The sequence below is a fragment of the Candidatus Poriferisodalis sp. genome (assembly GCF_965205175.1).
Lineage (GTDB): Bacteria > Actinomycetota > Acidimicrobiia > Acidimicrobiales > Poriferisodalaceae > Poriferisodalis.
On the sequence record NZ_OZ242038.1, the window covers coordinates 250921 to 276052 of the forward strand.

22 protein-coding genes are annotated in these 25132 nt (G+C 65.8%); 9 read left to right on the top strand and 13 right to left on the bottom strand.

Annotated elements, in window-relative coordinates:
- Positions 1 to 102: 102 nt before the first annotated feature.
- The 4 genes from ACOGI4_RS01085 to ACOGI4_RS01100 all read left to right on the top strand — a co-directional run bounded on the left by ACOGI4_RS01085 (position 103) and on the right by ACOGI4_RS01100 (position 3673).
- Entirely contained in the window at positions 103 to 693 is a 591-nt protein-coding gene (locus tag ACOGI4_RS01085) for a disulfide bond formation protein DsbA (protein WP_419842115.1), read from the top strand.
- A 58-nt stretch (positions 694 to 751) separates the two neighbouring features.
- Positions 752 to 1924 carry an amidohydrolase family protein gene (locus tag ACOGI4_RS01090; protein ID WP_419842116.1) on the top strand — a complete coding sequence of 391 codons (1173 nt, stop codon included), beginning with the start codon at positions 752 to 754 and terminating at the stop codon, positions 1922 to 1924.
- A 19-nt stretch (positions 1925 to 1943) separates the two neighbouring features.
- Complete coding sequence (locus ACOGI4_RS01095; RefSeq protein ID WP_419842117.1) at positions 1944 to 2252, top strand: hypothetical protein; 309 nt, start codon at positions 1944 to 1946, stop codon at positions 2250 to 2252.
- 83 nt (positions 2253 to 2335) lie between these two features.
- Positions 2336 to 3673: an N-acetylmuramoyl-L-alanine amidase family protein gene (locus ACOGI4_RS01100; RefSeq protein WP_419842118.1), complete on the top strand. Its 1338-nt coding sequence runs from the start codon at positions 2336 to 2338 to the stop codon at positions 3671 to 3673.
- A 34-nt stretch (positions 3674 to 3707) separates the two neighbouring features.
- Here the strand turns inward: ACOGI4_RS01100 and ACOGI4_RS01105 are convergent, their stop codons facing one another.
- The 4 genes from ACOGI4_RS01105 to ACOGI4_RS01120 all read right to left on the bottom strand — a co-directional run bounded on the left by ACOGI4_RS01105 (position 3708) and on the right by ACOGI4_RS01120 (position 6615).
- Positions 3708 to 4526, bottom strand: coding sequence for an enoyl-CoA hydratase/isomerase family protein (locus ACOGI4_RS01105; RefSeq protein WP_419842119.1), 819 nt, complete (start codon positions 4524 to 4526; stop codon positions 3708 to 3710).
- Positions 4480 to 5502 carry a CoA transferase gene (locus ACOGI4_RS01110; RefSeq protein ID WP_419842120.1) on the bottom strand — a complete coding sequence of 341 codons (1023 nt, stop codon included), beginning with the start codon at positions 5500 to 5502 and terminating at the stop codon, positions 4480 to 4482. Before ACOGI4_RS01110 ends, ACOGI4_RS01105 begins: the two co-directional genes overlap by 47 nt.
- Positions 5503 to 5561: 59 nt before the next feature.
- Positions 5562 to 6197 (bottom strand): enoyl-CoA hydratase/isomerase family protein, encoded by a 636-nt coding sequence (locus ACOGI4_RS01115; RefSeq protein WP_419842121.1) that lies wholly within the window; start codon positions 6195 to 6197, stop codon positions 5562 to 5564.
- Positions 6198 to 6372: 175 nt separating this feature from the next.
- Complete coding sequence (locus ACOGI4_RS01120; protein ID WP_419842122.1) at positions 6373 to 6615, bottom strand: hypothetical protein; 243 nt, start codon at positions 6613 to 6615, stop codon at positions 6373 to 6375.
- 211 nt (positions 6616 to 6826) lie between these two features.
- Here ACOGI4_RS01120 and ACOGI4_RS01125 point away from each other — a divergent pair, with 211 nt between their 5' ends.
- Positions 6827 to 7810 carry an alpha/beta hydrolase gene (locus ACOGI4_RS01125; protein ID WP_419842123.1) on the top strand — a complete coding sequence of 328 codons (984 nt, stop codon included), beginning with the start codon at positions 6827 to 6829 and terminating at the stop codon, positions 7808 to 7810.
- Between the two features lie 117 nt (positions 7811 to 7927).
- Positions 7928 to 8719, top strand: coding sequence for a VOC family protein (locus tag ACOGI4_RS01130; RefSeq protein ID WP_419842124.1), 792 nt, complete (start codon positions 7928 to 7930; stop codon positions 8717 to 8719).
- Positions 8720 to 8826: 107 nt separating this feature from the next.
- On the opposite strand, the gene ACOGI4_RS01135 is transcribed toward ACOGI4_RS01130, so the two are convergent.
- The 4 genes from ACOGI4_RS01135 to ACOGI4_RS01150 form a co-directional block, all read right to left on the bottom strand.
- Entirely contained in the window at positions 8827 to 13446 is a 4620-nt protein-coding gene (locus tag ACOGI4_RS01135; protein WP_419842125.1) for a hypothetical protein, read from the bottom strand.
- Entirely contained in the window at positions 13443 to 14738 is a 1296-nt protein-coding gene (locus ACOGI4_RS01140) for an ATP-binding protein (protein ID WP_419842126.1), read from the bottom strand. Before ACOGI4_RS01140 ends, ACOGI4_RS01135 begins: the two co-directional genes overlap by 4 nt.
- 56 nt (positions 14739 to 14794) lie before the next feature.
- Positions 14795 to 17413, bottom strand: coding sequence for a CaiB/BaiF CoA transferase family protein (locus ACOGI4_RS01145; RefSeq protein ID WP_419842127.1), 2619 nt, complete (start codon positions 17411 to 17413; stop codon positions 14795 to 14797).
- 124 nt (positions 17414 to 17537) lie between these two features.
- The gene (locus tag ACOGI4_RS01150) at positions 17538 to 17747 is read right to left on the bottom strand and encodes a dodecin family protein (RefSeq protein WP_419842128.1); all 210 of its coding nucleotides are present in this window, start codon (positions 17745 to 17747) and stop codon (positions 17538 to 17540) included.
- A gap of 186 nt (positions 17748 to 17933) precedes the next feature.
- On the opposite strand from ACOGI4_RS01150, the gene ACOGI4_RS01155 reads away from it, so the two are divergent.
- Complete coding sequence (locus ACOGI4_RS01155; RefSeq protein ID WP_419842129.1) at positions 17934 to 18698, top strand: dodecin family protein; 765 nt, start codon at positions 17934 to 17936, stop codon at positions 18696 to 18698.
- Positions 18699 to 18743: 45 nt separating this feature from the next.
- Here the strand turns inward: ACOGI4_RS01155 and ACOGI4_RS01160 are convergent, their stop codons facing one another.
- Positions 18744 to 19538, bottom strand: coding sequence for an enoyl-CoA hydratase/isomerase family protein (locus ACOGI4_RS01160; protein ID WP_419842130.1), 795 nt, complete (start codon positions 19536 to 19538; stop codon positions 18744 to 18746).
- A gap of 108 nt (positions 19539 to 19646) precedes the next feature.
- Complete coding sequence (locus ACOGI4_RS01165; protein WP_419842131.1) at positions 19647 to 19892, bottom strand: type II toxin-antitoxin system VapC family toxin; 246 nt, start codon at positions 19890 to 19892, stop codon at positions 19647 to 19649.
- A gap of 51 nt (positions 19893 to 19943) precedes the next feature.
- On the opposite strand from ACOGI4_RS01165, the gene ACOGI4_RS01170 reads away from it, so the two are divergent.
- The gene (locus ACOGI4_RS01170; protein WP_419842132.1) at positions 19944 to 20972 is read left to right on the top strand and encodes an alpha/beta fold hydrolase; all 1029 of its coding nucleotides are present in this window, start codon (positions 19944 to 19946) and stop codon (positions 20970 to 20972) included.
- A gap of 67 nt (positions 20973 to 21039) precedes the next feature.
- Here the strand turns inward: ACOGI4_RS01170 and ACOGI4_RS01175 are convergent, their stop codons facing one another.
- From ACOGI4_RS01175 to ACOGI4_RS01185, 3 genes are all read right to left on the bottom strand, one after another.
- The gene (locus ACOGI4_RS01175; RefSeq protein ID WP_419842133.1) at positions 21040 to 22608 is read right to left on the bottom strand and encodes an MFS transporter; all 1569 of its coding nucleotides are present in this window, start codon (positions 22606 to 22608) and stop codon (positions 21040 to 21042) included.
- 123 nt (positions 22609 to 22731) lie between these two features.
- Positions 22732 to 23556, bottom strand: coding sequence for an SDR family NAD(P)-dependent oxidoreductase (locus ACOGI4_RS01180; protein ID WP_419842134.1), 825 nt, complete (start codon positions 23554 to 23556; stop codon positions 22732 to 22734).
- 42 nt (positions 23557 to 23598) lie between these two features.
- On the bottom strand, positions 23599 to 24690 hold the full coding sequence (locus tag ACOGI4_RS01185) for a Zn-dependent alcohol dehydrogenase (RefSeq protein WP_419842135.1): 1092 nt from the start codon (positions 24688 to 24690) through the stop codon (positions 23599 to 23601).
- Positions 24691 to 24725: 35 nt separating this feature from the next.
- Here ACOGI4_RS01185 and ACOGI4_RS01190 point away from each other — a divergent pair, with 35 nt between their 5' ends.
- On the top strand, positions 24726 to 25121 hold the full coding sequence (locus tag ACOGI4_RS01190) for a hypothetical protein (protein WP_419842136.1): 396 nt from the start codon (positions 24726 to 24728) through the stop codon (positions 25119 to 25121).
- Positions 25122 to 25132 lie beyond the last annotated feature (11 nt).

The window sequence follows — 25132 nt, forward strand, 5'->3', positions numbered from 1 at the left end:
ATCGCTGCTGGCGGACTCGGCTAGATTGCGCGCATGACGCGTGACACCGGCACTGACACCGAGATCGAGTTCTGGGTGGACCCCATCTGACCGTGGTGCTGGGTGACGGCCAGGTGGGTCGTCGATGAAGTCGCTGCCGAGCGCAACCTGAAGGTGACCTGGCAGCCGATCAGTTTGCTGTTCAAGAACAATCCCGCCGCCGACAGCCCGTACTACGAGGCTGTGGTGGTCACACACGGGCACTTGCGGGTGATGGAGTCCGTCCGGGCAGCAGAGGGCGACGATGCCGTGTTCGGCGTCTACTGGGACTTCGCGAGCCGCATCCACCACGACGGCGACCGCGACTTCGACATCGCGCACGCCTTGGAGGAGCTGGGCATCGACCCCGAGCACGCCAAGGCCGCTGCCGACGAGTCGTGGGATACCGAGATCCGCACCCGCATGGACGCGGGACTGGCGCTGGTCGGCGAGGACGTCGGCACGCCCATCATCGCCCTCGACCGCGCCGACGGCGAACGCGTCGGCATCTTCGGACCGGTCATCACGCGTGCGCCCAAAGGCGCCGATGCCCTGAAGCTGTGGGACGGCATGGTGGCCATGATGGACGTCGACGGCTTCTGGGAACTGAAGAAGACCCGCACCGAACGTCCCGAATTCGGCGAGCGACCGGTGACGGTCTCACAGGCGAGCTGAGAGGCGGAGCGCCCGACACGACAGCGACGAGACAGCGAGCAGACAGCGAGGCAAGGCGATGAGCGGCACGATGCTGGACGACCTGAAGATCATCGACACCGACAGTCACTGGTCGGAGCCCTACGACCTGTGGACGTCTCGTGCGCCGGCGAAGTACCGCGACCGCGTCCCGCAGATGGCCGAGCGCGGCGGCAAGCGTCGGTGGTGGTTCGACGGCTCGATCCCGATCGGGCTGCCCATTGCCTCCTCGGTGGTGGACCCCGACGGCCGCAAGATCACCGGTGCCGCATTCTTCGACTACGACAACGAGATGGTGCATCGAGCCAGCTACGACGCCGCGGCTCGGGTGGAGATGCTCAAGGTGCTCGGCCTCGAAGCCCAGATCATGTATCCGAACGTCGCCGGCTTCGGCAACCAGAACTTCCTCAAGTCGCCCGACGACGCGCTGCGCCTCGTCTCGGTGGAGATCTACAACGATGCGTTGGCCGAGTTTCAGGACGCCAGCGGTCAGCGGGTGTTCGGCATGGCCTTGCTGCCGTGGTGGGACCTCGACGCAGCCGTGCGCGAGATCGAACGCTGCCACGCCAACGGACTGCGGGGCATCGTGACGTGTTCCAATCCTGAAGAGGCGGGGCTGCCGGACATGGCCATGCCGCACTGGGCACCGGTGTGGCAGGCCTGCTCGGACTTGCAGATGCCGATCAACTTCCACATCGGCTCGTCGAACGGCAATCTCGACTTCTACGGCAAGGCACCGTGGCCGTCGTTCGGGTCGGAGCGGAGGCTGGCGGTCGGCTCGGCGAACCTGTTCATGGGCAATGCCCGCGTGATCGGCAACATGATCTACTCCGGTGTGCCGGAGCGATTTCCCGAACTCAAGTTCGTATCCGTGGAGAGCGGCGTGGGCTGGCTGCCCTTCTTCCTCGAAGCGCTCGACCACCAGATGCGCGAGACGGCACCCAACGAGCTAGCGGAACTCTCGATGGCGCCCTCGGACTACTTCCGACGGCAGTTCTACGGCTGCTTCTGGTTCGAACGCTCGACGGTGCGCTCGACGGTCGAGTACGTGGGTGCGCAGTCGCTGATGTTCGAGACCGACTTCCCACACCCGACCTGCCTGTATCCCCGAGACGACCACGGCTTGGCCCAAGCGCTGGAAGGCATCGCTCCAGAAGACGTCGAGCGCATCATGTCCCTCAACGCGGCCGAGCTCTACCGCATCGACATCTGACGCCGTCTGGGTGAGCACGATGCCCGATGATGCCGGGTCTGATGATGCCGGGTCTGGCGATGCCGGCACCTCCGGTGATGCGCGTTCAGTGGACGCGCGTTCGGTGATCGACGAAGCGTGCATGGCGCATCTCGCCGAATGTTGGCAGGCAACGCGCACTGAGGTCGTGCCGCAGTTCCGCGACGGCTACACCGACATTCGCCGCCGATGGGATGCCGCGGTCTGCACTGCACTCGGCTGGGACCTCGACGAAATCACCCATCTCGGAGAGCTGCTGCACCAAGAGCCACGCGTCAGAGGAGTTGCCCACGGCCACTGGAAGGAATGACCAAGCGGCACCCGGCAGCGAGTGTTTGCGAGGTCATAACCTGCCGGGCCGTGCGACGGATTGCGGCACTTGCCTCGGCGGCCGTGGCTGCAGTCGTGTTGGCCGCGTCGGCGTCGGTTGCTGCCGTTCCTGAAGCCGACGATGGGGCCGAACCAGCCTCAACCGAGACCGCATACGAGGTTCGGGTGGCAGCACAGCGTGTGGCCGGTGGCGTGGTGGAGCTCGCGCTGCAGCAGACGGCAGGGGGTGCGTGGAGCGAACGGATCCTGGGCGAACGGCGATTCGTCGCCGCCGACGCCGCGCCAGGTCGATGGAAGTGGGGCCCGGAGCTGACGGTGACGAACAGCGCAGCCCACGACATCAGCGCGCGGGTGGTGGCCCGCCGCCTGACCGACGGCCGTGTGGAGGTCGGGCTGCAGCAGCGTCCCGAAGACGGCGCGTGGAGCGACCGGCTGCTGCCCGAGCGGCGGTACGTGCCGGCCGGCACCGCGCTGGGGCGTTGGCTGGTGAGCAGCCCTGTCGATCTGATGAACCCCGACGGCTTCGTTGTCTCGGACACAGGGTCAAGCGACATTGAGCAGCGAATGCCGGAAGCACTGGTGACGCCTACAGGAGTGCCGGTCGCCGTGCTGGAACGCACGACCGACGGCTATCTGGTGCGAACGCCGTGCGGCAATGCCGCCGAGGTTTCCGACGGCACGCCGCTCAACGGAGTGCAGGTCGTGGTGGACCCGGGCCACGGGGGCCGCCACGACTTCGGTGCCATCGGACCCAACGGACTGACCGAACGAGACCTGAACCTGACGCTCGGCTCTGCGGTGGTCGAGGCGCTCACTGCTCGGGGCATCTCGGCGGTTGCCACCCGCACCGGCAACTATGCCTCGTTGCTGTGGGTGCGGGCCGCGCTGGCAGACGCGCTGGGAGCGGACGCGCTGATCTCGATTCACCACAACGCACCCAGCCCGAGCCGCAGCACGAGACCTGGCACGGAGGTCTATGTGCAGTCCGCGTCTGCTAAGCAGCCCGATCCTGATTCTTCGAGGCTGGGCGGGCTGCTCTATACGCACATCACCGAAGAGCTGTCCGAGTTCAGCGGCGTCACCTGGCGCAGTCGGCGCGATGCGGGAGTCCTGCGTGTACGGCTGCCTCGCGGAGCGAACAACTACCCGAACGACAGTTACGGGATGATTCGCCGCCCGAACGTGCCCGCAGTGCTCATCGAGTACGGCTACCTCTCCAACCGCTCCGAAGCGCAGCTGTTCGCCACCGACGAGTACGTCAGCGCAGCCGCCCGTGCCACTGCGAACGCCGTGGCGGAGTACCTCGCCACCGATCGGACCGGCAGCGGCTTCGTCGAACAGCCCCGCTACTTCAACCCCGGCCGGGCCAACAGCCGCTGCGACGACATCAAGCTGCAGTAGCCCGCCGACAGAGCCGTGCGAAATGCGCTCAGCCTCAACACGCCTGTTCACGGACATCGGCAGCATGGCAGGTCTCCGGTGCGAGGGCGTGAAGCTCGTCAGCGGCGGGTTGTGACATCTGGGCCCAGCGGCGCTCTACGGCCAGGCCGGCGTGCAGCGGCAGGTCGTTGGCGGCGCGCAGGCAGCGGCGCAGGCCTCGTGCGATGGGGCGGTCGAGGCGGGCGAGCTGGCGTGCCAGCTCGGCGGTGCGGCGGACAAGGCTGGGATTTGGCACGACTTCGCTCAAGATGCCGAGGCTGTGCGCTTGTGCGGCGCTGATGTGCCGCCCGCTGAGCACCAGCGGCAGAGCCGCTGCAGGTCCGATCCCGGCGAGCAGGCTCTGTGTGCCGCCTGCGGCGGGCAGCATGCCGAGCTTGGTTTCGGGCAGGCCCAAGACGGTGTCCGCGCCGGCAATGCGCAGGTCGCACAGCAGCGACATCTCCAACCCTGAGCCGAGCGCGTAGCCGTGCAGTGCGCACAGCGTGGGAACCGGCAGGTCCGCCAGCGGCAGCCACGGGTCTCTATCCCAGCGGATGCGCCGCGCATCGAAGATCGACTCGGCGCTGCCGAACTCGCTGAGATCGGCACCGGCGCTGAAGTGTTTGCCTGCGGCAGCGAGGACTGCGCAGCGGACATCGGGTGCGTCCCGCACGGCGGTGACCGCTTCGATCAGCCCGTCGCGCATCTCCAGGTCGTAGATGTTGAGCGGCGGGTGGCACAGCGTGATGGTGGCCACGCCGTCGTCGCCGAAGTGCAGTCGCACCCGCTCAGCCACGGCTGGGTCGTCCAACTGCGCCGGCCAGGTCGGCGACATTGGTGCTGCCCGTCGCGGCCCGGCAGGCGAGCGGCGTTACGGCAGCGGCGAGCGATACGCGCCGATGCCGTGGCAGCGCGCCGGTCAGCTGATCTGCTGCGACGCGCGCCGCCAGCAGGCCTGCGAGCGGATCGGGGTAGGAGTACGCAGGGGCTTGCGGGCTGTCGCCCAGCCAGCCCAGTCCCGACGCAGCGTGAACGCCGCTGCCGTAGGCGATCCAGTGGTGCTCGGGTGAGTCTGCTTCGAACGCCGTGATGGCCAAGGTGCGAAGACCTGAGTGGTGTGCCCCGAGCTGTGACGGCAGCAGGTCGAGATTGGCGAGCGCCCGCGGCGACAGCGAGGTGACCAGCAGGTCTGCCGACCCCAGCAGGTCTTCGAGCTCTCGGCGGCCGGCTGGGTGCCTGGAGTCGATCTCGACCGTTGCCTTGTGGGCGTTCAGCTCGGCGTACATGGGCGTGCCTGCGAGCCCGTCGGGCCGCGCAGCGGAGGTGACTTTGCGAACGCAGGCCCCAGCGCGGCCCAGCAGTTCGGTACACAGCGGCCCCGCCCACATCGAGGTCATGTCCACGATCCTCCTGCCTTCGACCGCCGCACGCCCCGACGGTGCGGCAGCCGCAGCGGTGTCGGCAGCAGCGACGCCGACCGGCGCGGCGGCCGTGGCGGGCAGCTTCCGGTAGGGGGTCACCGCCAGGCGCCATTCCTGCGCGGCGACGGCGACGGCTTCGGGGTCTGGCTCGTTGCGATGGACCAGCGCGAAGCGCTCCCACGTCTCGGCGTCGTCGGGACCGAGGTCCACGCACAGCGCACCGTCACCCCAGCGCACCGGCTCGGCGGGAACGCCCGCTGCACCGAGGCGCCTCGGCAGCTCAAGCCAGTACGCCGCGTCACCCTCCACGCCAAGGCCCAGCCGTCTGTCCACGGCTGCGGCGAGCACGGCGGCGTAGTCGGGCAGGCCCGGCGGCAGCCAATCGCTCACGTCAGGTCCAGCGGACTTGGGGGACATCCGGTCGGGGCCAGTCGCTCGACGCGGGCAAGTCAGCGGCCACTGAAGTCCGGCGGGCGCTTGTCGAAGAAGGCGGCCAAGCCTTCGGCGCGGTCGTCGGTGGCGGCGAGCTGGTGGTTCAGGTCGCCTTCGAGACGCAAGCCGTCGGCGAGCGGCAGCTCCGAGCCGCGGTGGACGGCTTCCTTGGCGAACTCCAGTGCCAGCGGGCCTACGCCGGCCAGTTCGTCCAGCCAGCGATCCACTGCGGCGGTCAAGTCGGGCTCGACGGCGTGTGCCAGGCCCCACGTCAGCGCCGTCTGCGCGTCTACCTCGGTTCCGAGCAGCAGCATCGTGGCGGCCCGCGAGGCACCGACAACGCGTGGCAGCCGCTGGGTACCGCCCCAGCACGGCAGCCGGCCCTCCAGCGCACTGCGCATGGCGAAACGAGCGCTCGCATCGCACAGCCGGACATCGCACGCCAGCGCAATCTCCAGGCCCGGCCCGCTGCAGAGGCCGCTGATGGCGCACACCACTGGGCCACGCACCGTGGCCACAGCCGCTGCCGGATCGGGCTGGAGATCGATCGGGTCGAAGCTGATGCCCGAGCAGAAGTCGCTGCCGGGCTCGTTGCGCAACACCAGCACCGCAGGCTGGCGTGCCTCCCGCACCGAAGCACACAGATCGGTCAACTCACGCGCCTCAGCGCGTTCAAGCAGGCCGCCGCTCAGTCGGTGTTCGATGCGTTGCAGCGTGCCGCCACCCCTCAGACCGTTGGGCCTCCGGCGGCCCCGTGCTAGTCGGTCGGCCTAGTCGGCCTCCTAGCGGACGGTCGGCCTCAGTCGGCCCCGTGCCGGTCGGTCGGCCTCAGTCGGCCGACTTGGTCTTCTTCGGTTCCTGCAGCGCCATGTCCTTGCCATTGCACTGCAAGGTCACCGCGCCCGGCTTGGTGACGAGCACCTCGATGCCGGATTCCTCGTCCTGATAGCGCTTGCCGACCTTCAGTCCTTCGCCTCCCGCAGACGCCGAGACATCAGCCTCGCCGCCCTTGGTGACGATGACCTGCACACCGCCGTCGAAGTCCAGCCGCTCCCCAGCCTTGGTCGCCACAGCATCCCCCTGATCTCGTCGTGTCCATCGGTGAATGTGGTGCGAGACAAGTTACAGGCTGAGCAGCCGCATTGCCTTGCCGCCGGCTGGCAGTGTTTCGGGCGGCGCCTCGGTTGTGCTTGAGCGAACCCGAGCGGCCTGTCGCGCAACGTCGAGCAAGGGTGCTGCGTCGCGGGTGCCCGCGTCCGGGCGCTGCAACGACCGTGCGCATATGCTGCTCGCTGTGACCCTCGAAGCCGAAGCGTCAGCAGTTATCGACCAGCTGAACGCCTTGGGCCGGCCTTCGTTCGAGGACGTCGGCCACGAACGCGCTCGCGCAGGCTTCGAGGAGATGCCGCCCGCCGGGGAATTCGTCGAGATCGCCACCACGGAGGACCGCACTGTCCCCGGCCCGGACGGCAACGACATTGCGGTGCGCATCTATCGGCCTGGCGAGGGTGCCGCTACCGCCGACGACAGCGGAACGCTCGGCTGCCTCGTCTACTTCCACGGCGGCGGCTGGGTGGTCGGCAGCATCCAGACGCACGACCGCACGTGCCGCTCGCTCACAATGCTGGCCGGCGTGGTGACCGTCTCGGCGGACTACCGCCTCGCACCCGAGCATCGGTTCCCAGCCGCGATCGACGACTGCTGCGCCGCGACCCAGTGGGTGGTGGACCATGCCGGCGAGCTGGGGGTGGACCCGGCGCGGGTGGCGGTGGGCGGCGACAGCGCAGGCGGCAACCTGGCGGCAGCGGTGGCGCTCAAGTGCCGTGACGGCGCAGCGGCCGGCGAGGCCTGCAGCCAGCCGGCGCTGCAGGTGCTGGTCTACCCGGTCACCGACTTCGAGAGGAATACCCCATCGATGATCGCCAATGCCGAGGGCTACCTGCTGACCCGCTCGACCATGACGTGGTTCGACGACCACTACTGCCCGCCGTCGGAACGTTCCAACCCCTATGCGGCCCCGCTCGCAGTCGGCGACCCTGCTGGCGCTGCGCCTGCGCTGGTCATCGTGGCCGGCCATGACCCGTTGCGCGACGAAGGTGTCGCCTACGCGCACCAGCTGGCCGATGCCGGCGTGCCCACCACGCTGATCGAGTACCCGGGTCAGTTCCACGGGTTCTTCGGCATGACCCGCTTCTTGAGCCAAGCGCGGGAAGCCCAAGAACTCACCGCCAGCATTCTGCGGCGTGAGCTCGCCCCAGCCGGTTAGCCAAGCCCTCCCAGCCCAAGTCACAGTCCCATTACCTGCCTGACAACCCGTCAACGTACTCCGCCTGATGGGCTTGGCGCCCGTGAGGCCGTAGCGCACAGGAGCATCTTCATGGCGGTGAGTGACAGACATCCAGCCGGCATGCCGTCATGGGTCGACTTGGCAACGACCGACGTCGAGGGCGCGCTCGACTTCTACAGCGCCGTCATGGACTGGGAGTACGAGCGCGACCCCACCGGCGAGATCAACTACGTAATGGCCGTCGTGGATGGGCGCCCTGCCGCAGGCATCTTCGACATGCCGCCCGAGTTGCTCAGCGAAGGGGTCCCGCCCTGCTGGAACGTGTACGTGACGGTCGAAGATGCAGACGAGTTCGCCAGCCGTGTCGTGGTCGCAGGCGGAGCGGTGATGCGGCCGGCGGTCGACATGCCCGAGCCGGGACCGAACGCGGCGGGCCGCATGGTGATCGCCGCCGATCCGACAGGTGCCGTGTTCTGCACGTGGGCACCGATCACCGCCATCGGCGCAGGGATCGTCAATGCGCCAGGTGCGTTCACGTGGGCGGAGGTCGCGACGCACGACAACGACACCGCAGCCCAGTTCTACGGCCAGCTGTTCGGCTGGGAAGCCGGAACGATGGAAGACATGCCGGATTCGCCCACGGTGTTCACGCTGGGCGGCAAACCTGTGGCGAGCACCTCAGCGATGCCGTTGCCCGAAGGGGTGCCACCGCACTGGCGGGTCAGCTTCGGTGCGGCCGATGTGGACGCTGCGTGCGCGACAGCAGAAGCCGAGGGAGGCAGCGTGATCGTGCCGCCCTTCGACTGGGGTCCAGGCCGCATGGCCACTGTGGCCGACCCAGCAGGCGCAATGTTCGACCTCGTCACCCTCACCGACTGGCCCGAGTAGCGCAAGCTTCAGCTCCGCCGCAGACACCGTCGCTTCTGCTTCAGCTCACGCTCACGGGCTGGCTCGCCGAACAAGCGGACCCAGCCGGCCTCCGAATGGCTTCGCCATCAGCTGCGCGGCTTCGTGACGTCGAGCACTCGCACGAATATGCGACGCCTCTCGTCGTCGCTAAGGGAAGCCTCAAGCATCGCTTGTAGTTCGCTTGATGTCCGAGGAAGCTTGCCTGATGCTGGCACCGGCACCCTCATCTTGCCATTGCTGTCGAACCAAAGCACAAGGTAGATGCCGTAACCGTCGCTGGCCGGATCAGTGGTGTACTTCTCGATGAGCTGACGGCGGATCGCACTCCAAAGGTTTCGGTGCGAGTGTCTCTTGATTTCGATCGGAACGTTGAAACCGCCATAGCTGACACGGAGGTCCGCACGCGTGTCAGCAGCGTAGTTGCCTTCACGGCCAAGATCAATCTCGCGCGCTAGCCCTTCCGCTCTCAACATCTGCATCAGCACGTCGCGGCATGCATCTTCGACCTTTGCATCAAAATTCCGGTCGTCCATGCCATCAAATATCCGGCCGTACTGGTCCTCATTCCAAAAGCTGCGCCAAGGGTTACTTGGGTCCCCCCGCAACCTACCCGCGATGTCGTCAAGACGATCCACTAGCAGAGATGCTAGATCGCCTGCGTTCGCAGGTAGGCCATTGCTGAGTGTCTGTTGCACCACTTCCAGCGTAGGCGGCTGGTATTCGGCATCACGCCGCAGGGTTCGCTGTGTCTCCGTTGCTCGGCGCAAATGGTCTTGCCATGCCTCTAACTCAGGGTTCTGCAGTAGTTCCTGCAAATTATTTGTCGCTTCGGGCGCAGGAATATCACCAAGTTGTGCGATAAAGCCGGCAATCCAATCTTCGGCCTCACTGTCAACAGTGGACAGACCCACGCGGTATTTTGTCCCCGCTGGTGCGAACTCGCTACCTAGGACCTCAACCAACGTGGCCAGTGTACACGGCAAGAGGGCATTGCTAAAGTGGGGCTCGCTCGTCCAACGGGGCGCTACCTCTTCAGCGTACAAGAACTCCACCAGACTGCGCTTCCGGGCGCTCGCACTGCCGGGGTTCCCGACTACGTAAGTGACAAGTTGATCCAGATAATGACACTCAAACAAGAGCACCGCCGCCATAAGCCAACGAGCACGCTGCGATACCGTCATACTCGTGCTAGCTAGCTTCGCGTCAAGGACATCACGGGTCGTCACGATATCAATAGTCTCATTGGTCCGACACCCACTGCCCGCGTTGACGACAGCTAGGAGCAACTGGTCAAGCAGCCGTAGCTGACGTCGAGGTGCAGTAGTTGGAAACGACCTCAGTACACGCAGCCGTATCTGGTACTCCGTCGTAGCATCAAAATCCAGTAGATCGAGCCAGTGCAGTGCGAAGCTCGACTCTTGGCCTGCGAGCACATCACCCCTGATGCACTGGACGAGTACATCTGCGACCAGTGACGGATCCGTCTGCACCCACGGCTCAAGCCACGTCGGAGTACGCACCAGCGATTGCGCTACGCAGAAGCAGCTTGCCAGAATGCGCCTCTTACGCTCATCGTCGAAATCCGCCAAGCAGTCCTTGCCCTCCGCCTCGACGATCTGCAGGCCGGCGAACAGCGGCCAGGTGACAAACGCTCGCCTACGCTCGGCATTCAGAGTGATCGTCTCCCGGACGGTGGGCAACTCGGCGCTGAGCACGGCGACCGTGAACGCGTCACATACAGTTGCCGCGAGTTGCCTGTCATTCTGCAAAAAAGCCGCCAGCCGCTCACCTCCGCTGCTGTATTGTCCTGTGTTGCGGTGATACCCGAGGTAGACGCTTGCGAGATAGTCGAGTTGATGGACAGGGAACGAACCGGCGCGTAGCGTTTCGAGGTTGGCACGAATATAATCTGTCCACTGCTGGCGGAGTGTTCCTTGCTCTTCCTCTCGCTTGAGCCGAGCAGCCTGCACCCTGGCTTCTTGCTCAGCAAGATGTGGATCAATCTCGGGTGCCTCCATCAGATCTTCGAAGACCGCTCGCAGCACCAGACTGCCGCTCACTTCGGTACGGATCAATTCCAACGAGAGATTTTCGTTGATGTCGGCATCATTGATCTGGTACCGCATGATGTGCTTGAGGAGCAAAGCGGCAAACTGTTGGTCGGAGGCTTCAAGTGCTATCGCCTGTTCAAGACACCAGACACCAAGATCACGCGGCAGAGTACTGTCAAACAACGGCATCGGCACCGAGAGTGCCCAAAAATGCTGCGCATTTGGCGCGCTATACTGCTCAGCACGCCATCGCAACCATAACAGATACAGCTGACGCTGTATTTCGGGGCGTGCTTCTAGCCACGCGCGTAGGGATCCAGTGGGGTCCGCAAGATCGTTTGCTCCATCAGCCACACGCCGCGCATCGTCGGACCCAAGCAGTGCAAATGCGTCCTGCGGCTCCATCTGTTTGAGGCTTGCGGAGATGGCGTCATGTAGGTCTTGTCTTGCTAAAGATCGAATATGACCCAAGCATGCGGTTGCGACAGTTAGCCACCTAAACAATCGCTCCCAATCCGGGTTACCTTCGTCTCCATCGTAGAGTGTCCTCTCTGACCTAGTCGAAACTCGTCCTCTATTGCGCTGATCGCGTTCACCGTTGGGTATATCAAGTGCGAGCTTCACAAGTTCCAACGGCAGCTCAGGCAGCTCACTCTTGCGGAGTAGCGCGACGACATCGCCTGCACCTTCATCACAATTGAGTGTGATCCACAGAGCATCCAGTGCATCAGCGGCATTCTGAGGAGACGAGTGCTCAATAAGACGTTTCTTCCAGAATAGTGTATAGCTACCGTAGTAGTACTGCACCGCATGCGGGCGGAGATGTGACCATATGTCTCCAGGCAGCACATGGTGTGGGTAGAGCTCGCCGAGCAGAAGCCCGGTCAGATCTCCTTGCGGATCTGATTTCGGATCATTCTCTGCCGCGGTGAGGAACTGCAGCAGGAGTTCGTTGCGGCCGTCTTCTGCCTTGCCAGTTTTGAGATACGTTCGCAATGCGGCACTTCGAGTCTGATGATGGCAGCGCGTGTCACTTACGATGCACAACACATCCTGCTCCAGCGAGGCAGCGACTTTCGGAGTATCCTGCGCGGCCTCTGCCAACACTGATAACAAGAACTGTGCGATCCGATTACTCTCGTAGTTCGTCTTGCATTCACGTAACAGGTCCTCAATCGTGTCGAGGGTCGCTGGGGTCACCATCGAACGAAACGCCCAGGCAGTGTTGTCCCGGTATCCCATCTCTGGGCTGTCGCGCCATTCATGTCCGAGTAGCGGACCCTCGGCTGTGAAGCAAGCAAGCGCGCCCAGAAGCTTCTTGAATTGACATGAGCTCAGGCCGCTGATGTCCCCGTACAATCCAACACCGACAGGGTCAGCATCGATCAGCAGATCGAACGCCTCAGTCGAATGCGCCGCAATCCACGCCGACAAGCCTCGCAGTGATGTCACGACACGCTGATCGGACGGACTCAGCATGAGCGCAATGACTCGACGCGCGGGAAGGCCGTCATTGATGAGCTGTGCAAGATAACGGCCAGCAAGAAATTCAGCGATGTGGCGATGCAGAGGCGACATCACCGGTGCCACGGCATCTGCACTAGTGGTGTACGCGGCGGCGAATAACTTGGTAGCAAGGGCGCTTCGGCGCAGCTGCGGGATGTCGGCAGCGCCAAGTACATTGGCGTAGGGCGAAGGTAAATCGCGTCGAATGTCCGAAAACAGTTCATTGAGCGCTATGCAGGGGAGGTCGCCATTCGCTGAGATGAGCGAGATACGCTCAATGCCAGTCAAGAGCGAATAGGCACACAGCTCGCCGGCGGCCAGAAGTAAGCCGTTGACATTCACAGGTTCCGAGACTGCCGATGCTAGTTGTTCTATATTCTCAGGCTGTTCTTGTGCTAAACGACTGCATGCGTCTTCGAATATCTCGCGCCGGCTCTCGGGCCACTTCCCATTTTCTTCGGCAACGGCCTCAGCGAGCAGACTCAACGAGAGAGGGTTGCCCAGCATCCCGACGAGGCCTCGTTGCTCCGCCGCGCCCAGAAAGAGCCGAGCGGTTTCGCGGTCGCAAGGCAGCTCCGTCGCCATGCACGCGGTCTCTGTTTCTCCCGCCGCGCCTCCAGCCGTGACAGCTACAGGTGGATTGAGGTAGTGCCTTGACAGCGCGAGCTGCGCCTCATCGTCGAGCGCGTCAAGTCGTAGGACGGTCACAGCGCCGCCGGGAGTCACTCGTTCCAATGCTTGCCGGTCGTTGCTCCCAAGCCAATCGGCTTCGCGGCACGACAGGCGATACGTCGGCCAAGCGAGTGTCTTCAGGCGATTGCGTAGTTTGTCGAGGACCGTGCGCCTGTCGCACGTGCCAGCGCGGATTTCATCCAAGCCATCGATGAATAACGTTCTGTGACGCCACTCGTCTTCGGGATCAAGAGCCACGAAATCTCTGGCTGTGACGTACGTCGCCGCATCGCCGAGCGATTCGGCTTCCCGCTTGAACTCGGTCGTCTTGCCAGAGCCGGGACCTCCGAGCAAGATGTACACAACTTCAGAGCGGTAATCGCTTAGCGACATCGAGTGATTTGTTTGCCGGCTACCACCAAGGCCAGCCAGTTGCGTGCAGGTCCGCTGGACGTATATCTCGTCTATGTCGCTCATGTCACATCCACCCATTCGGTTGCAGGGGCAGAGAGGAACTGGTCCAAGGGGATATCTCCCTGGCCCACGACGAGGGTTCTCGCGTTGAAGCGATTGCTGAACTCATTAAGCCCGGTCATCTGGGGAGGCGCCGTCCCGCTCTTGACCTCGATTCCCAGGAGATGTGGGCCTCTCTGCAGCACAAAGTCGACTTCAACCGCTGAACGGCGATGAGTGTCCCGCCAATACCTGACGTGACCGTCGGAGGACATCGTGTTGATGAGATGTGCTCCGACAGTACTCTCGACGAGCCTCCCCCACATCGTGCGATCCGAACGCGCTTCGTCGAATCGGTAGCCGGAGATCATGGACATCAGGGCAGTGTTCAGCACGTTCAGCTTGGGCGTTGAAGCCTTAGCCGAGACGGCTCGCTCAGTGTGCTTAGGCAATCCCGCCAGCAACCCGGCGTTTGTCAGCAGCTGCAGATACCTCGCCAAGGTGGTGGTGTTCCCTGCCTCTTGGAGCTGACCTACCAGCTTGTTGTAGGCCACGATCTGTCCCGAGTAGCTTGCACCGAGCTCGACGAGGCGTCGCAGCAGAGCGGGCTTGTCGACTCTTGTCATGGCCAACACATCCCGCTCGATGTTCGGCTCGATCAAGCTGCCACGCACGTATCCGTGCCACTGCTCGTGTGAGGCGCGAAGCGGCGCGGCTCCGGGATACCCGCCATAGAACACGTACTCGTCCAAACTGAAGCCGAATGCGTCGGCCATCTCAGGGAAGGACCAGTGAGGTGACACGACCGACACAAAGCGGCCCATGAGACTCTCGTTGAGACCCGCCTGAATCCGCAAGGGCGCCGAGCCAAGAATGACAACGTGCAGCGGACAGCCCGATGCGCGGTCGGCGTCCCAGAGGGCCTTCACGACCGATGACCAGTCTCGTAGCGCTTGAATCTCGTCAAGCACCAAGACGTAGCCTGCACGGGATTGCCACGCTCGCTGACGGCATCGCTCCCAAACTTCGACGAGCCACTCGGCGTCTCGGGACGCGGAAGCCAGACGTGCGGTTGGACCCGGGGCCGTGCCTACACCCGCTCGCCAAGGCTCGTCCGACGCTCCATCGGATGAGTCGTCGGCACCTCCGGGCTCGAACGCGACCATACGCCAGGGCCGGCGGATCGAGCGGAGAGCTTGCCGAACAGCGGTCGTCTTGCCGGTCTGCCGGGGCCCGAACACCGCGACCAGACGCTCCGGCGGCTGCTCGAGCCGCGCAACGATCTCTGCCACGAGCGGGCGTCGGTACGTCTCCATGCGGCAAGCATAGCAACCGATCTGGGCTATTGAGTAACTTTGCTCAATAACCCAGATCAGCGCAGAACGCCAGCTTGCTCTAGGGATTCGATCTCGTCGGGGCTCAGGCCCAGCATCTCGGTCAGCACGTCGTGGGTGTGCTGGCCCAGTGTGGGCGCGGGGGCTCGCACGCCGTTGGTGCCGTCGGTCAGCAGCCACGGAATCCCCACATGGCTCATCTGCCCTACCACCGGATGCTCCAGCCGCTCGATCAAACCTCGCGATGCCAAGTGAGGATTGACTTCGAGCGAACGGGCGCTGAGCGAGGGGAAAGCGGGCACACCCGCCGCTTGCAGCAGCTCGGTGACGTCCCACTGGTCGCGCTCGCGTGTCCACGCACCGATGAGCTTGTCGAGCTCTGCCTCGTTGGCCTTGCGGACTGCGGCGGTGGCGAACCTGTCGTCAGCAGAGTCGATGCCGGTGACGCCCGCCAGAGCGGCCCATTCGGCCTCGTCGGTGCAGCAGATGGCAGCCCAGTCGTCGTTGCCTGCGCAGCGGTACAGATTGTGCGGCGCCATCAGCGGGTCGTGATTGCCCGACGGCTTCGGCTGGACGCCTCGCATCACCCACTCCATCCAGCCCTCGACCGTGCAGGCCGTGGTGGCTTCCCACAACGACGTGTCGATGAACTGGCCTTCCCCGGTTCGTCGCCGTGCCACCAGAGCAGCCACCAGTGCGAACGCCGTCGCGATGCCCGCCGCCGGATCGCCGAGCGACACGCCCAGCTCTGCAGCGTCGTCGCCCACGTACCCGGTCATCGACGCCAAGCCCGACAGCGGACCGGTGGTGGGCCCGTAGCCCATGTAGGACCTGTACGGCCCGTGATGCCCGTAGCCGCTGATGGCGCCCACGATCACGTCGGGACGCTCGGCGGCCAGCGCCTCGTAGCCCAATCCCCACGTGTCCATCACACCAGTGGCGTAGTTGGACACCACCACGTCGCACGCCAGCGCCAGGCGCTTCGCCAACGCCCGGCCCCGGGCCGTGCCCAAATCCACCGCAACGCTCTTCTTGGCTTGGCTGTACTGGTTGAAGTAGCCGTTGGTGTCCAGCGTGACGTGGTGGCGGGCGGATTGCGTCGGCAGCCGGCGGCCCAAGTCCGGCCGGGTCGCCGACTCCACCTTGATCACCGTCGCACCCAGATGCGCCAAGTGCAGCGTGCAGTACGGCCCCGCCCAGACCCAAGTGAAGTCGGCCACCGTGACCCCGTCGAGGGGACGATCGGTGTTGCGGTGGCCTGGGGCTGACGCTGGCGATGCGGCGGCCGAACGCCCCGATGCATCCGGCAGCGCTGTGGCCGGGCTCGGTGGCGCAGTCGGCGGCACGGATGCCTGCGGCGGCGACGCTGTTGACGGCGGCGAACACGACCTCGCGCCCGCGAAGCCCGCCACGTTGTCCTCGCCCAGAGCGGGCGCCGGGCGCCGGATGCGCCACCACGGATTCGTCAGCCGCGAGGGCGCTCCCGGAACGGTGATGCTGCCGAGCCCCGGCTGGTCGTGGCTGACCAAGAAGCCCCGTGCTGCCAGGTGCGCATCGGCAGCCATCTGCGCCACGCTGTTCACTGGAGCGAAGGCCAGTCGCTGCGCCTGGCCTCGATGGAACAGATCGGACACGGGCTGGTCGGCAATCCACGCACCCAGCCACAGGCGCAGCAAGTCTTCGTTGTCGAAGCGTCCTTCGACGGTGTCGAAGATGTCCATGTCGGCCCACTCAGGCCGTCCCATGAAGTCCTTCAGCCGTTCCCACTGATCCCGCTCGATGCACACCACGAAGATCAGACCGTCGGCGGCGGGGAAGATGCCCCACGGGTTGAGGATGCGGGCGCCCAAGCGGCTGGAGTTCTCGCCTCGGTAAGTCCAGCTGATGAAGGCGGCCTCCAGCATCCCGGCGACGTAGGACATCTGAGCGAAGTCGATGTGCTCGCCGTGTCCGGTGCGTTGCGCTCGGTCCACAGCGGCCATCGACGCGCACGCCGCGGCGAAGCCGGACTGGAACGCAGCCTGGTGGCCGTGAGGCTTCAGCGGAGGCAACTCGGAGTCCTGCACGCAGCCGGGAGTCAGCCAACCCCAGCCGCCGCCGTGTACCACCTGCAACTCGGTGGCCTTCCAGTTCGCGTATGGGCCGGTCTGCCCGAACGGCGTGATCGACGTGGTCACCAGCGACGGATGCCGTGCTCGCAGCGACGACGCCGCCAGACCTTGTGCCGCCGCGATGCGCGGGCTCAGGTCGTGGATGAACAGGTCCGCCTCGGCGAGCAGCTCGTCCAGCACGGCGCGGTCGTGGTCGCAGGAGACATCGAGAACACGGCTGCGCTTGTTCGTGTTGACTGCTGCGAACAAGCCGCTCATGTCGTCCTGGTCGGATGCGCCGGACAACGCAGATGCGCCGAAGTCGCCGGCTAGATCGGAGTCGTCAGATGGGTCGGAACTGCCGGCGGGGTGGGACCGGCCGGAACCGCCGAGCAGGTGGGGTCCGCGACCCCTGTACGGCCCGCGCCGCCGCGCCGCGTCTCCGGCAGGCGGCTCGACCTTGATGACATCGGCGCCCAAGTCGGCCAGCAGCTTCGCCGCCCACGGTGCCGCTGCCATCTGCCCCAGCTCGACGACACGGATGCCGTCAAGGCCGCTTGAGGTCATCGCAGCAAGCAGTGTCCGCAGACTCTGTGCCAGATTCGGTGACCGACTCGGTGCTCGCGCGGGCTACGTGTGCGGGCGTTGCGGCGGCACCGCGGAATCGCGGCAGATGCGCAGCGATGGCAGCTCACGGCGACTCGTGCTTGAACGACAGCCGCACCTTCGTGCGAAAGGCTGCGATCGTGCCGCCTTCGATCACGACGTCCTGCTCGACCACCTCAGCCACCCGCAGATCGCGCAAGGTCTTGGAAGCCTCGACAATCGCATTCTGGGTTGCCTTCTCCCACGACTCCTCGCTGGTGCCGATCAGCTCGATGACGTTGTAGACGCTGCTCATGGGTCCCTCCTCGACATCGGGTGGGGTGTCGCGTCCCGCTTGCGACACAGTCTGCATCAGCGCAACGAGACACCAGTGCCGACCCGGCACGCCGGACAACGCGCAGTGTGCCGCGCCGACGCGGCGTGCCCTACAGTCTGCCTCACGCCGACCGTCCCTCCGGCGCACACTGAACGGGTCTGCAACTTGGAAGCATCACCTCAGACGAACCGCAACGCGGTCGAGAAGGTCATCACGCTGGTAGCGGCGAGCCGGCTGTCTTGGGAGGACGCAGCTCGCCGAGGTGTGGCGGAGGCCACCAAGACGATCCGCGACCTGTCGGTGGCCTATGTCGAAGAGCGCGACGTCATGATCGTGGACGGCGAGATCGCCTTGTACCGCATCAGGCTGCGCGTGGCGTTTCGTGTCGACCGGATACGTCCCGGGCTGACGCCGGGGGCGCCCGACGTCGAGGTGACACGCTGGCTGATCGTGGCCAACCAGACGTTGGGCACCGGCGAAGTGGTCGCTGAGATCGACCGGCTGAACGCTCTGGGCCCGTGCGAATTTCATCTCTTGGTGCCGATGACGCACTCCAAGAGCTACGCGCGGGCGCGTCGGCTGTCGATGCTCGCGGCCGACCCGGTGACGGGAATTCCGTCTGAACATGTGCCTGCGGCGGACCATCTCGGGCCCGACACCTTGGGCATGGAGCAGGCGCAGAAGCGTCTCGACGCGCAGCTCGCGAAGATCGCGGCTGCGTCCTACGCCGCAACCGGCGAACTCGGCGATCCGGATCCGCTCCGGGCGATTCAGGCAGTGCTGTCGCGTGCCAGCTTCGACGGCATCATCTTGTCCACCCTGCCGGCGGGGCCTTCACGGCTGGTCGGCGCCGACCTGCCGTCGCGAGTCCGACGCTTGACGAGTTTGCCGGTGAACTACTTGCCTGGCGCTGAGCCAGGCCAGCTCTAGCTCGGCCTGACGCGCGGGCCCATTGCGCCGTCGGCCGTGCCCCGGCTAGAAGGTGCCGAAGCGGGCTCGGGCGTCTTCGCTCACGATGGCACGGGCAGAGGCATCGCCGTCGAACTCGGACAGGTCGCCCAGCCGTGTGAGCGCGCTATAGCCGCGCAGCTGGTGCTTTGCCATCTGCACCGACAGCGCTGGCAGGTCCGTCAGCCGCGCAACCCAGCGGTCGACTGCAGCGTCCAAGGCCTCGATGCCCTCGCACACCTCGTGGGCCAAGCCCCACTCGGCGGCACGGCGGCCGTCAATGCGCTCGCTGGTCATCACGAACTGGCGGGCCCGAGCCATGCCGAGCTCGGAGATCAGCCTGGGCACCGCGCCCCACGGCAGCGGCACGCCCAGCTCGACCTCGGGCACGTACCACATCGCGTCGGATTCGGTGACGCGGAAGTCGCAGCTCGCCGCGAAGCAGCAGCCGCCGCCGATCGCGTGCCCGTGTACCCGTGCGATGGTGACGGCCTCGCAGTCCTCGATGGCACGCGCCGCGCGACGGCCCAGTTGATTGACATAGCGAGCCTCACGGTCGTTTGCCGCCGGCGGCAGCCGCTCCTTGCGGTCGGCGCCTGCGCAGAACGACGGGCCGCGCCCGCCCAGCACCACCACCCGGTACCGGATCTGCCCGTTGAGCGCCGTGAACAGGTCGCCCACCTCGCGCACCATGAGTTGGTTGTGGGCGTTGCGCGACTGCGGCCGGTTCAGCCAAACCCGCAGCGTCTCGCGCTCAGGCACCAGCGCAATGGTCTCCAGTTCCGGCAGCTCGAACCGCTCTGTGCTCATGTCGCTGGTCATGTCGCCCATCCTTGCCGCTGCGGCCGCGCCGCGTCGGGCGATGCTCGGCTCGCTGTCTGGCTGCTCGCCCTGCAACCCGACGATGCACGAGGAACGAGCTCTCGGCGACTAGCTCCGCTCAGGCAGTGGCGGAACGCTGAACTCGCACCGCGTGCCTGCGGCGCGTGCCATCCTGCGATCCAGCGTGACCAGCGGCGCACCGAGCGACTCCGCGAGCGCCACGTACCACGCGTCATAGGCCGACAGATCGAACCGCAGCTCCCATACCCGATCCGCGACGGGCTCGAATGGGTAGAGCTCGATGCTGAGCCGGCGGAGGCCCCTTAGCGACACCGCCGCTTCAGGCTTCGACATGTCGCCGCATTGCAGCAGCGCGGAAGGCGGCACGGAGGCCAGACTGTCGCCATGAGCGAGAACGATGGCATCGACGGTGCTGCAGCCGGGAACCTGTCGGGCGTGAGACACCACGACGTGAATGCGCTGGGAACCCGCATCCACGTGGCCGAGATGGGCGAGGGGCCGCTCGTGCTGTTCGTCCACGGCTTCCCCGAGTCGTGGTACTCGTGGCGATACCAGCTCCCCGCTGTTGCCGCAGCCGGGTACCGCGCAGCGGCGATTGACGTGCGCGGCTACGGCCGCTCGTCCGCGCCGACGGCAGTCGAGGACTACCGCATGGTGCGCCATGTCGCCGACAACGTCGGCGTCGTGCGAGCGCTCGGCGCGGACCAGGCGATCATCGCGGGTCACGACTGGGGTGCGCCCATCGCCTGGAGCTCAGCCCTGTTGCGGCCCGACATCTTCAGCTCGCTCGTGCTGGTGAGCGTGCCGTACAACGCCCGCAGCGACTTCAAGCCGAGCGAAGCGTTCCGGATGATGGGGGGCGACGAGGAGTTCTACATCGAGTACTTCCAGCAGCCAGGCCGCGCCGAGGCCGAGATGGAAGCGGATCTGGCTCACTGGCTGCTGGGCATGTACTACGCCGCTTCAGGCGACGGCGTGGCCGCACGGCGCGCTGCCGGCGACGGTTCCGGCGGCGGATTCTCCGTGTCGCCAGGCGGGAAGCTCTCGGACAACTTCATCTGGCCGTCGGCGGGCACGTGGCCGCGCTGGATGTCCGAGACCGAGTTCGGCTACTACGTCTCGGAGTTCACGCGCACCGGCATGTCCGGCGGGCTCAACCGCTACCGCAACGTGGACCGCGACTGGGAAGACATGGCCGTCTTCGACGGCGCAGCCATTACCCAGCCGAGCCTGTTCGTCGGCGGCGAGGTGGACGGCCCGACCGTGTGGGGCGCCGGTTCCATCGCCAAGTTCAACGAAACGCTGCCCAACCTGCACAAGTCGGTGATTTTGGACGGCATAGGCCACTGGGTGCAACAAGAAGCAGCACACGAGTTCAACGCCGAGCTGCTCGATTTTCTGGCCGCGCTCTGAGCGTCGCTGCCCCGCACAGCCCCGGGGCAGCGGTGAGCACGCGCGGTGCGAGGGCGAATCCAGCCGGCTACACCCCGCGAGCGGCCCGGCGGGTGGCGAACAGCGGTGCGACGAAGCCGAACGCTGCAACCACGGCACCCAGCACGAACGTGGCGCGCAGCCGGCCGAATGACGGATCATTGCCGGCGAACGCCAGCATCGTCTGGATGCCGAAGATGATGCCGATCCACATGACGGTCTGATTCATGCCGTTCGCGATGCCGAGGTCCTTGTCGTCGACGGAGTTCGCTACCAGCACTTGGTACGCGGGCGAGCCGATGCCCGCCGACAGACCCGACAGCACCAGCCCCACCATGACCGCGATCAGGCCCCAGCCGGCGGGATCCGCGCCGACAGCGAAGGCGAGCATCGAACCGATCATGGCGCACGTGCCGAAGAACATCGGTGCTCTGGCGCCGAACTTGGTCACGATCGTGCCGCCCAGCGGCGACGCTATGGCGAATGCACCCGGCCGCGGCACCATCAGCAGTGCCGCTGCGCCCACAGAGTAGCCATAGCGAGTCTGCAAGATCGCCGGCACCAGCGTGAATGCCCCCATGTAGGCAAACTGGTTGGCGGGTGCGGCGATCAGCGGCAGCGTGAAGCTGGTCCGACGGAACAGCCGCAGATCCAGCAGCGGCGACGGTGCGCGCCGCTCCCAGACGACGAAGAGCACGTAGCACACCACTGAGCCGCCCAGCATCGTCAAGAGCGTGCGGTCCCGAAGCAACGGCGCTCCCGCCTGGGTCAACGTCGGCACCCGAGTGATGGCCCACAGCGCCAGCCCGGTCCCGCCAGCGAGCAGCGACGCTCCCAAGACGTCGATGGGCACGCGCACGCCGCGGGGGATGGGCCTGACCACGAAAGCCGCAAGGGCGGTGCCTCCCAAGCCGATCACGCCGAACAGCAGGAACACGCCGCGCCAGCCGAGCACGTTCAGCAACGGACCGCCCGCGACCACCCCGATGGTGGGCGCACCGGTCATGGCGAACTGGAACCACCCGACGGCTTGTGCGCGCTTGGCCGGACCGAAGGCGTGCATGAGCAGTGCCATCGCTGAAGGCATCAGCATTCCGCCGCATACGCCGAATGCGGCGCGCACTGCAATGAAGCTCCCGATGTCGGGAACCCAGCTGTTGACGATCATGGCCGCGGTCATGCCGACCATGCCGGACATGAACACGCGTCGATGCCCGTAGGCATCGGCCAGCTTGCCGCCCATCGGGGTGGAGACGGCCATGGCGAGCATGAGTCCGGTCATCACCCAGCCCGCTGTGGACAGGGAGGTGTCGAGTTCCTCGGAGATCGGCGTCAATGCCGCGGTCACCAGTGTCATCAGCGAGCCGAAGCCGAGCACGGCCAGCCCGATGACCAACAGCAGCCTCCATCGATAGCCAGGTGCTGCCGCGCCGGCCGACCCGACCGGCTCAGCGGACAGCCCGCTCGGCCCTGAAGGCCCGGTCGGCACAGTCGACGAGCCGGACGATGCCGGGCGTCGGTCGCCGGCACCACGCTCTCGCGGGACGACGGCGAACACCGACGGCTGAGTCGCCAGCGTTCTCGCCGGAGCGCGCCGTGCTGGCCCTGCTGGCTTCATCGGAACCTCACGAACGGTTGGGTGCGGCGCTGCTCAAGGCCGCCATTCAACCGTGCCATTCCATCGGGGCACCCCGATGCCGGCGGGCGCTATTCCGGCGAACCCAGTACCGAAGGACAACCCTCAGTGCGTGAGGTGACCGTCGGCGAGCATTGCGTCGACCTGGTGGCGGGCGATCTTGGCCATCTCCGGATGGGTCAGCACCCAGAAGCGGTCGGTGCGCACGGCGTCAAGCACCATCGGCCCCACCTCGGCAGGGTCCATACCCTCGGCCAAGTAGCCCTTGAGCATGTCCCAGAACTTCTCGCCCTGCTCGGTACGGACATGGTGAGCGGCGTCGTCGGGGTCACGATTGCGCTGGCTGTAGACGATGTTGGTGTTGATCGGGCCGGGGCACAGCACTGAGGCATGCACGGGCGAGCGGCGCAGTCGCAAGTCCCGTTCCAGCGTGGCCATCAGCGCCACCACGCCGTGCTTGGACACGTTGTAGGCGCCCAGCGATGCGCCTCCGTACAGCCCGGCTACCGACGCTGTCGAATTGATGTGACCCTCGCCGGCAGCTTCGATGATCGGCAGGAACACGTGGCAGCCATGGATCGGCCCCCACAGGTTGATGTCGAGAGTCCAGCGCCAGTCCTCGAGCGACATGTCCCCCACTGGCCCCGGAATGCCGACGCCCGCGTTGTTGCACAGCACATGCACACGGCCGAATGCGGAGACCGCAGCATCCGCTAGCGCTTCGATCTCGGCTAAGCGTGACACGTCGGTGCGCACCGCAATGGCCTCTGCGCCGGTCGCGCTGATCTCCGCAGCAGCATCGTTCAGCGGCGCTTCCTCGATGTCGGCCAGCACCACCTTCATGCCTGCTGCGGCGAAGGTATCGGCCATGGCGCGTCCCATGCCGCTCGCGGCACCTGTCACCACGGCGACCCTGCCGACCACGTCCATCTGCGCAGAACCCCCTCGTCGATGTGGCTCAGCCGGAATCGATCAGTCGAAGTCGATGACGGTACGCGTGCCCACGCGCTGGCGCATCTGCTCGTAGCCGGCGTTGATGTCTTCCAGCGGCAGACGGGCCGAGATCATCTCGTCGAGCATCAGCCGGCCGTCGAGGTACATGTCGACGTACTTGGGCATGTCCACCCGGAATGCGTTCGAGCCCATCATCGAGCCCTGCAGCCGCTTCTCGAGCATGAATATCTCATAGCCGGTGATCTCGATCTTCTCGCCGAAGGGCATCATGCCGACGATGACCGCCGTGCCGCCCTGACGGGCGGACGACCACGCCTGCTCGCAGGTCTGCTTCAGCCCGATGCACTCGAAGGCGTAGTCCACGCCACCGCCGGTCATCTCCTTGATGGCCTCGACGGCCTCGACCTGCGCACCGTTCACCGTGTCGGTGGCGCCCACTTGGCGAGCCGTCTCCAGCTTGGCGTCCTCCACGTCCACCGAGATGACCCGGCCGGCGCCGGCGATGCGTGCTCCCTGCACGGCCGACAGACCGATGCCGCCGGCGCCGTACACGGCAACGGTGGCGCCAGGCTCGATACGGGCAGTCTTGAACACGGCGCCCAAGCCGGTCGTGACGCCGCACCCGATCAATGCCGCGCGGTCCAGCGGCATGTCGTCACGGATCTTCACGACGGCGTTCTGGTGTACCAGCATCTCCTCGGCGAACCCGCCGAGGCGAGCGAACTGGGAGAGCGCAGTGCCGTCTGTCTTGGACAGCCTGGGCGCAGCGCCGTCGGCACGAGCAACCGCAGCATGGTTGCCGCAGATGTTGGGGCGCCCGGTCAAGCAGCGCTCGCAGTGGCCGCAGAAGACCGACAGGCAAGTGATGACGTGGTCACCGGGCTTCACGTAGGAGACATCGTCGCCGACGGCCTCGACCACTCCGGCGCTCTCGTGGCCCATCACCGCCGGGAGCTCGTAGGGCCACTGGGCGTCCATGAAGTGCAGGTCGCTGTGGCACAAGCCCGCATGCACCACCCGCAACAGGACTTCGTTCGGTGCGGGGGCATCGACGGAGATGTCCTCGATCTCGAGTTCCCCCGGAATCTCATTGAGCACTGCTGCCTTCATGGTCGGCTACCCCTTTCGTCACGCACCGAGCGGGCGTGACCTCGCCGCTGCCCATCGTAGTCGCCGGCCCGAAGCGCCGGCATTGCCGCGCTCCGGCTACCATCGACGAGGTGACGCTCTCCGATGCTCCCTCCGAAACGGAGGCCGCACAGGTCCTGACCGAGTTCTGGCAGGCCACCGATGGCGACCGGCGGGGAAACGGCGACGCTGCGGTTGCGGCTGGCAGCACGCGGGTCTGCCGTAACGCCCGCTACTTCAGCTTCGACGGCTTCGCGCAGGAAGACGAAGACCTCGCGACCTCGTGGCGGAAGCTCCTCGAGCGCGAGGGCAAACGCTCCCCGGAGAGCACTTCGGTGCGCGATCTGGTGCTCGGTCCGACATCGGCGTCAACGCCGCAGCGCACAGGGCCGAGCCTCCGCTCAGGGGACTGAGACAACGCCGT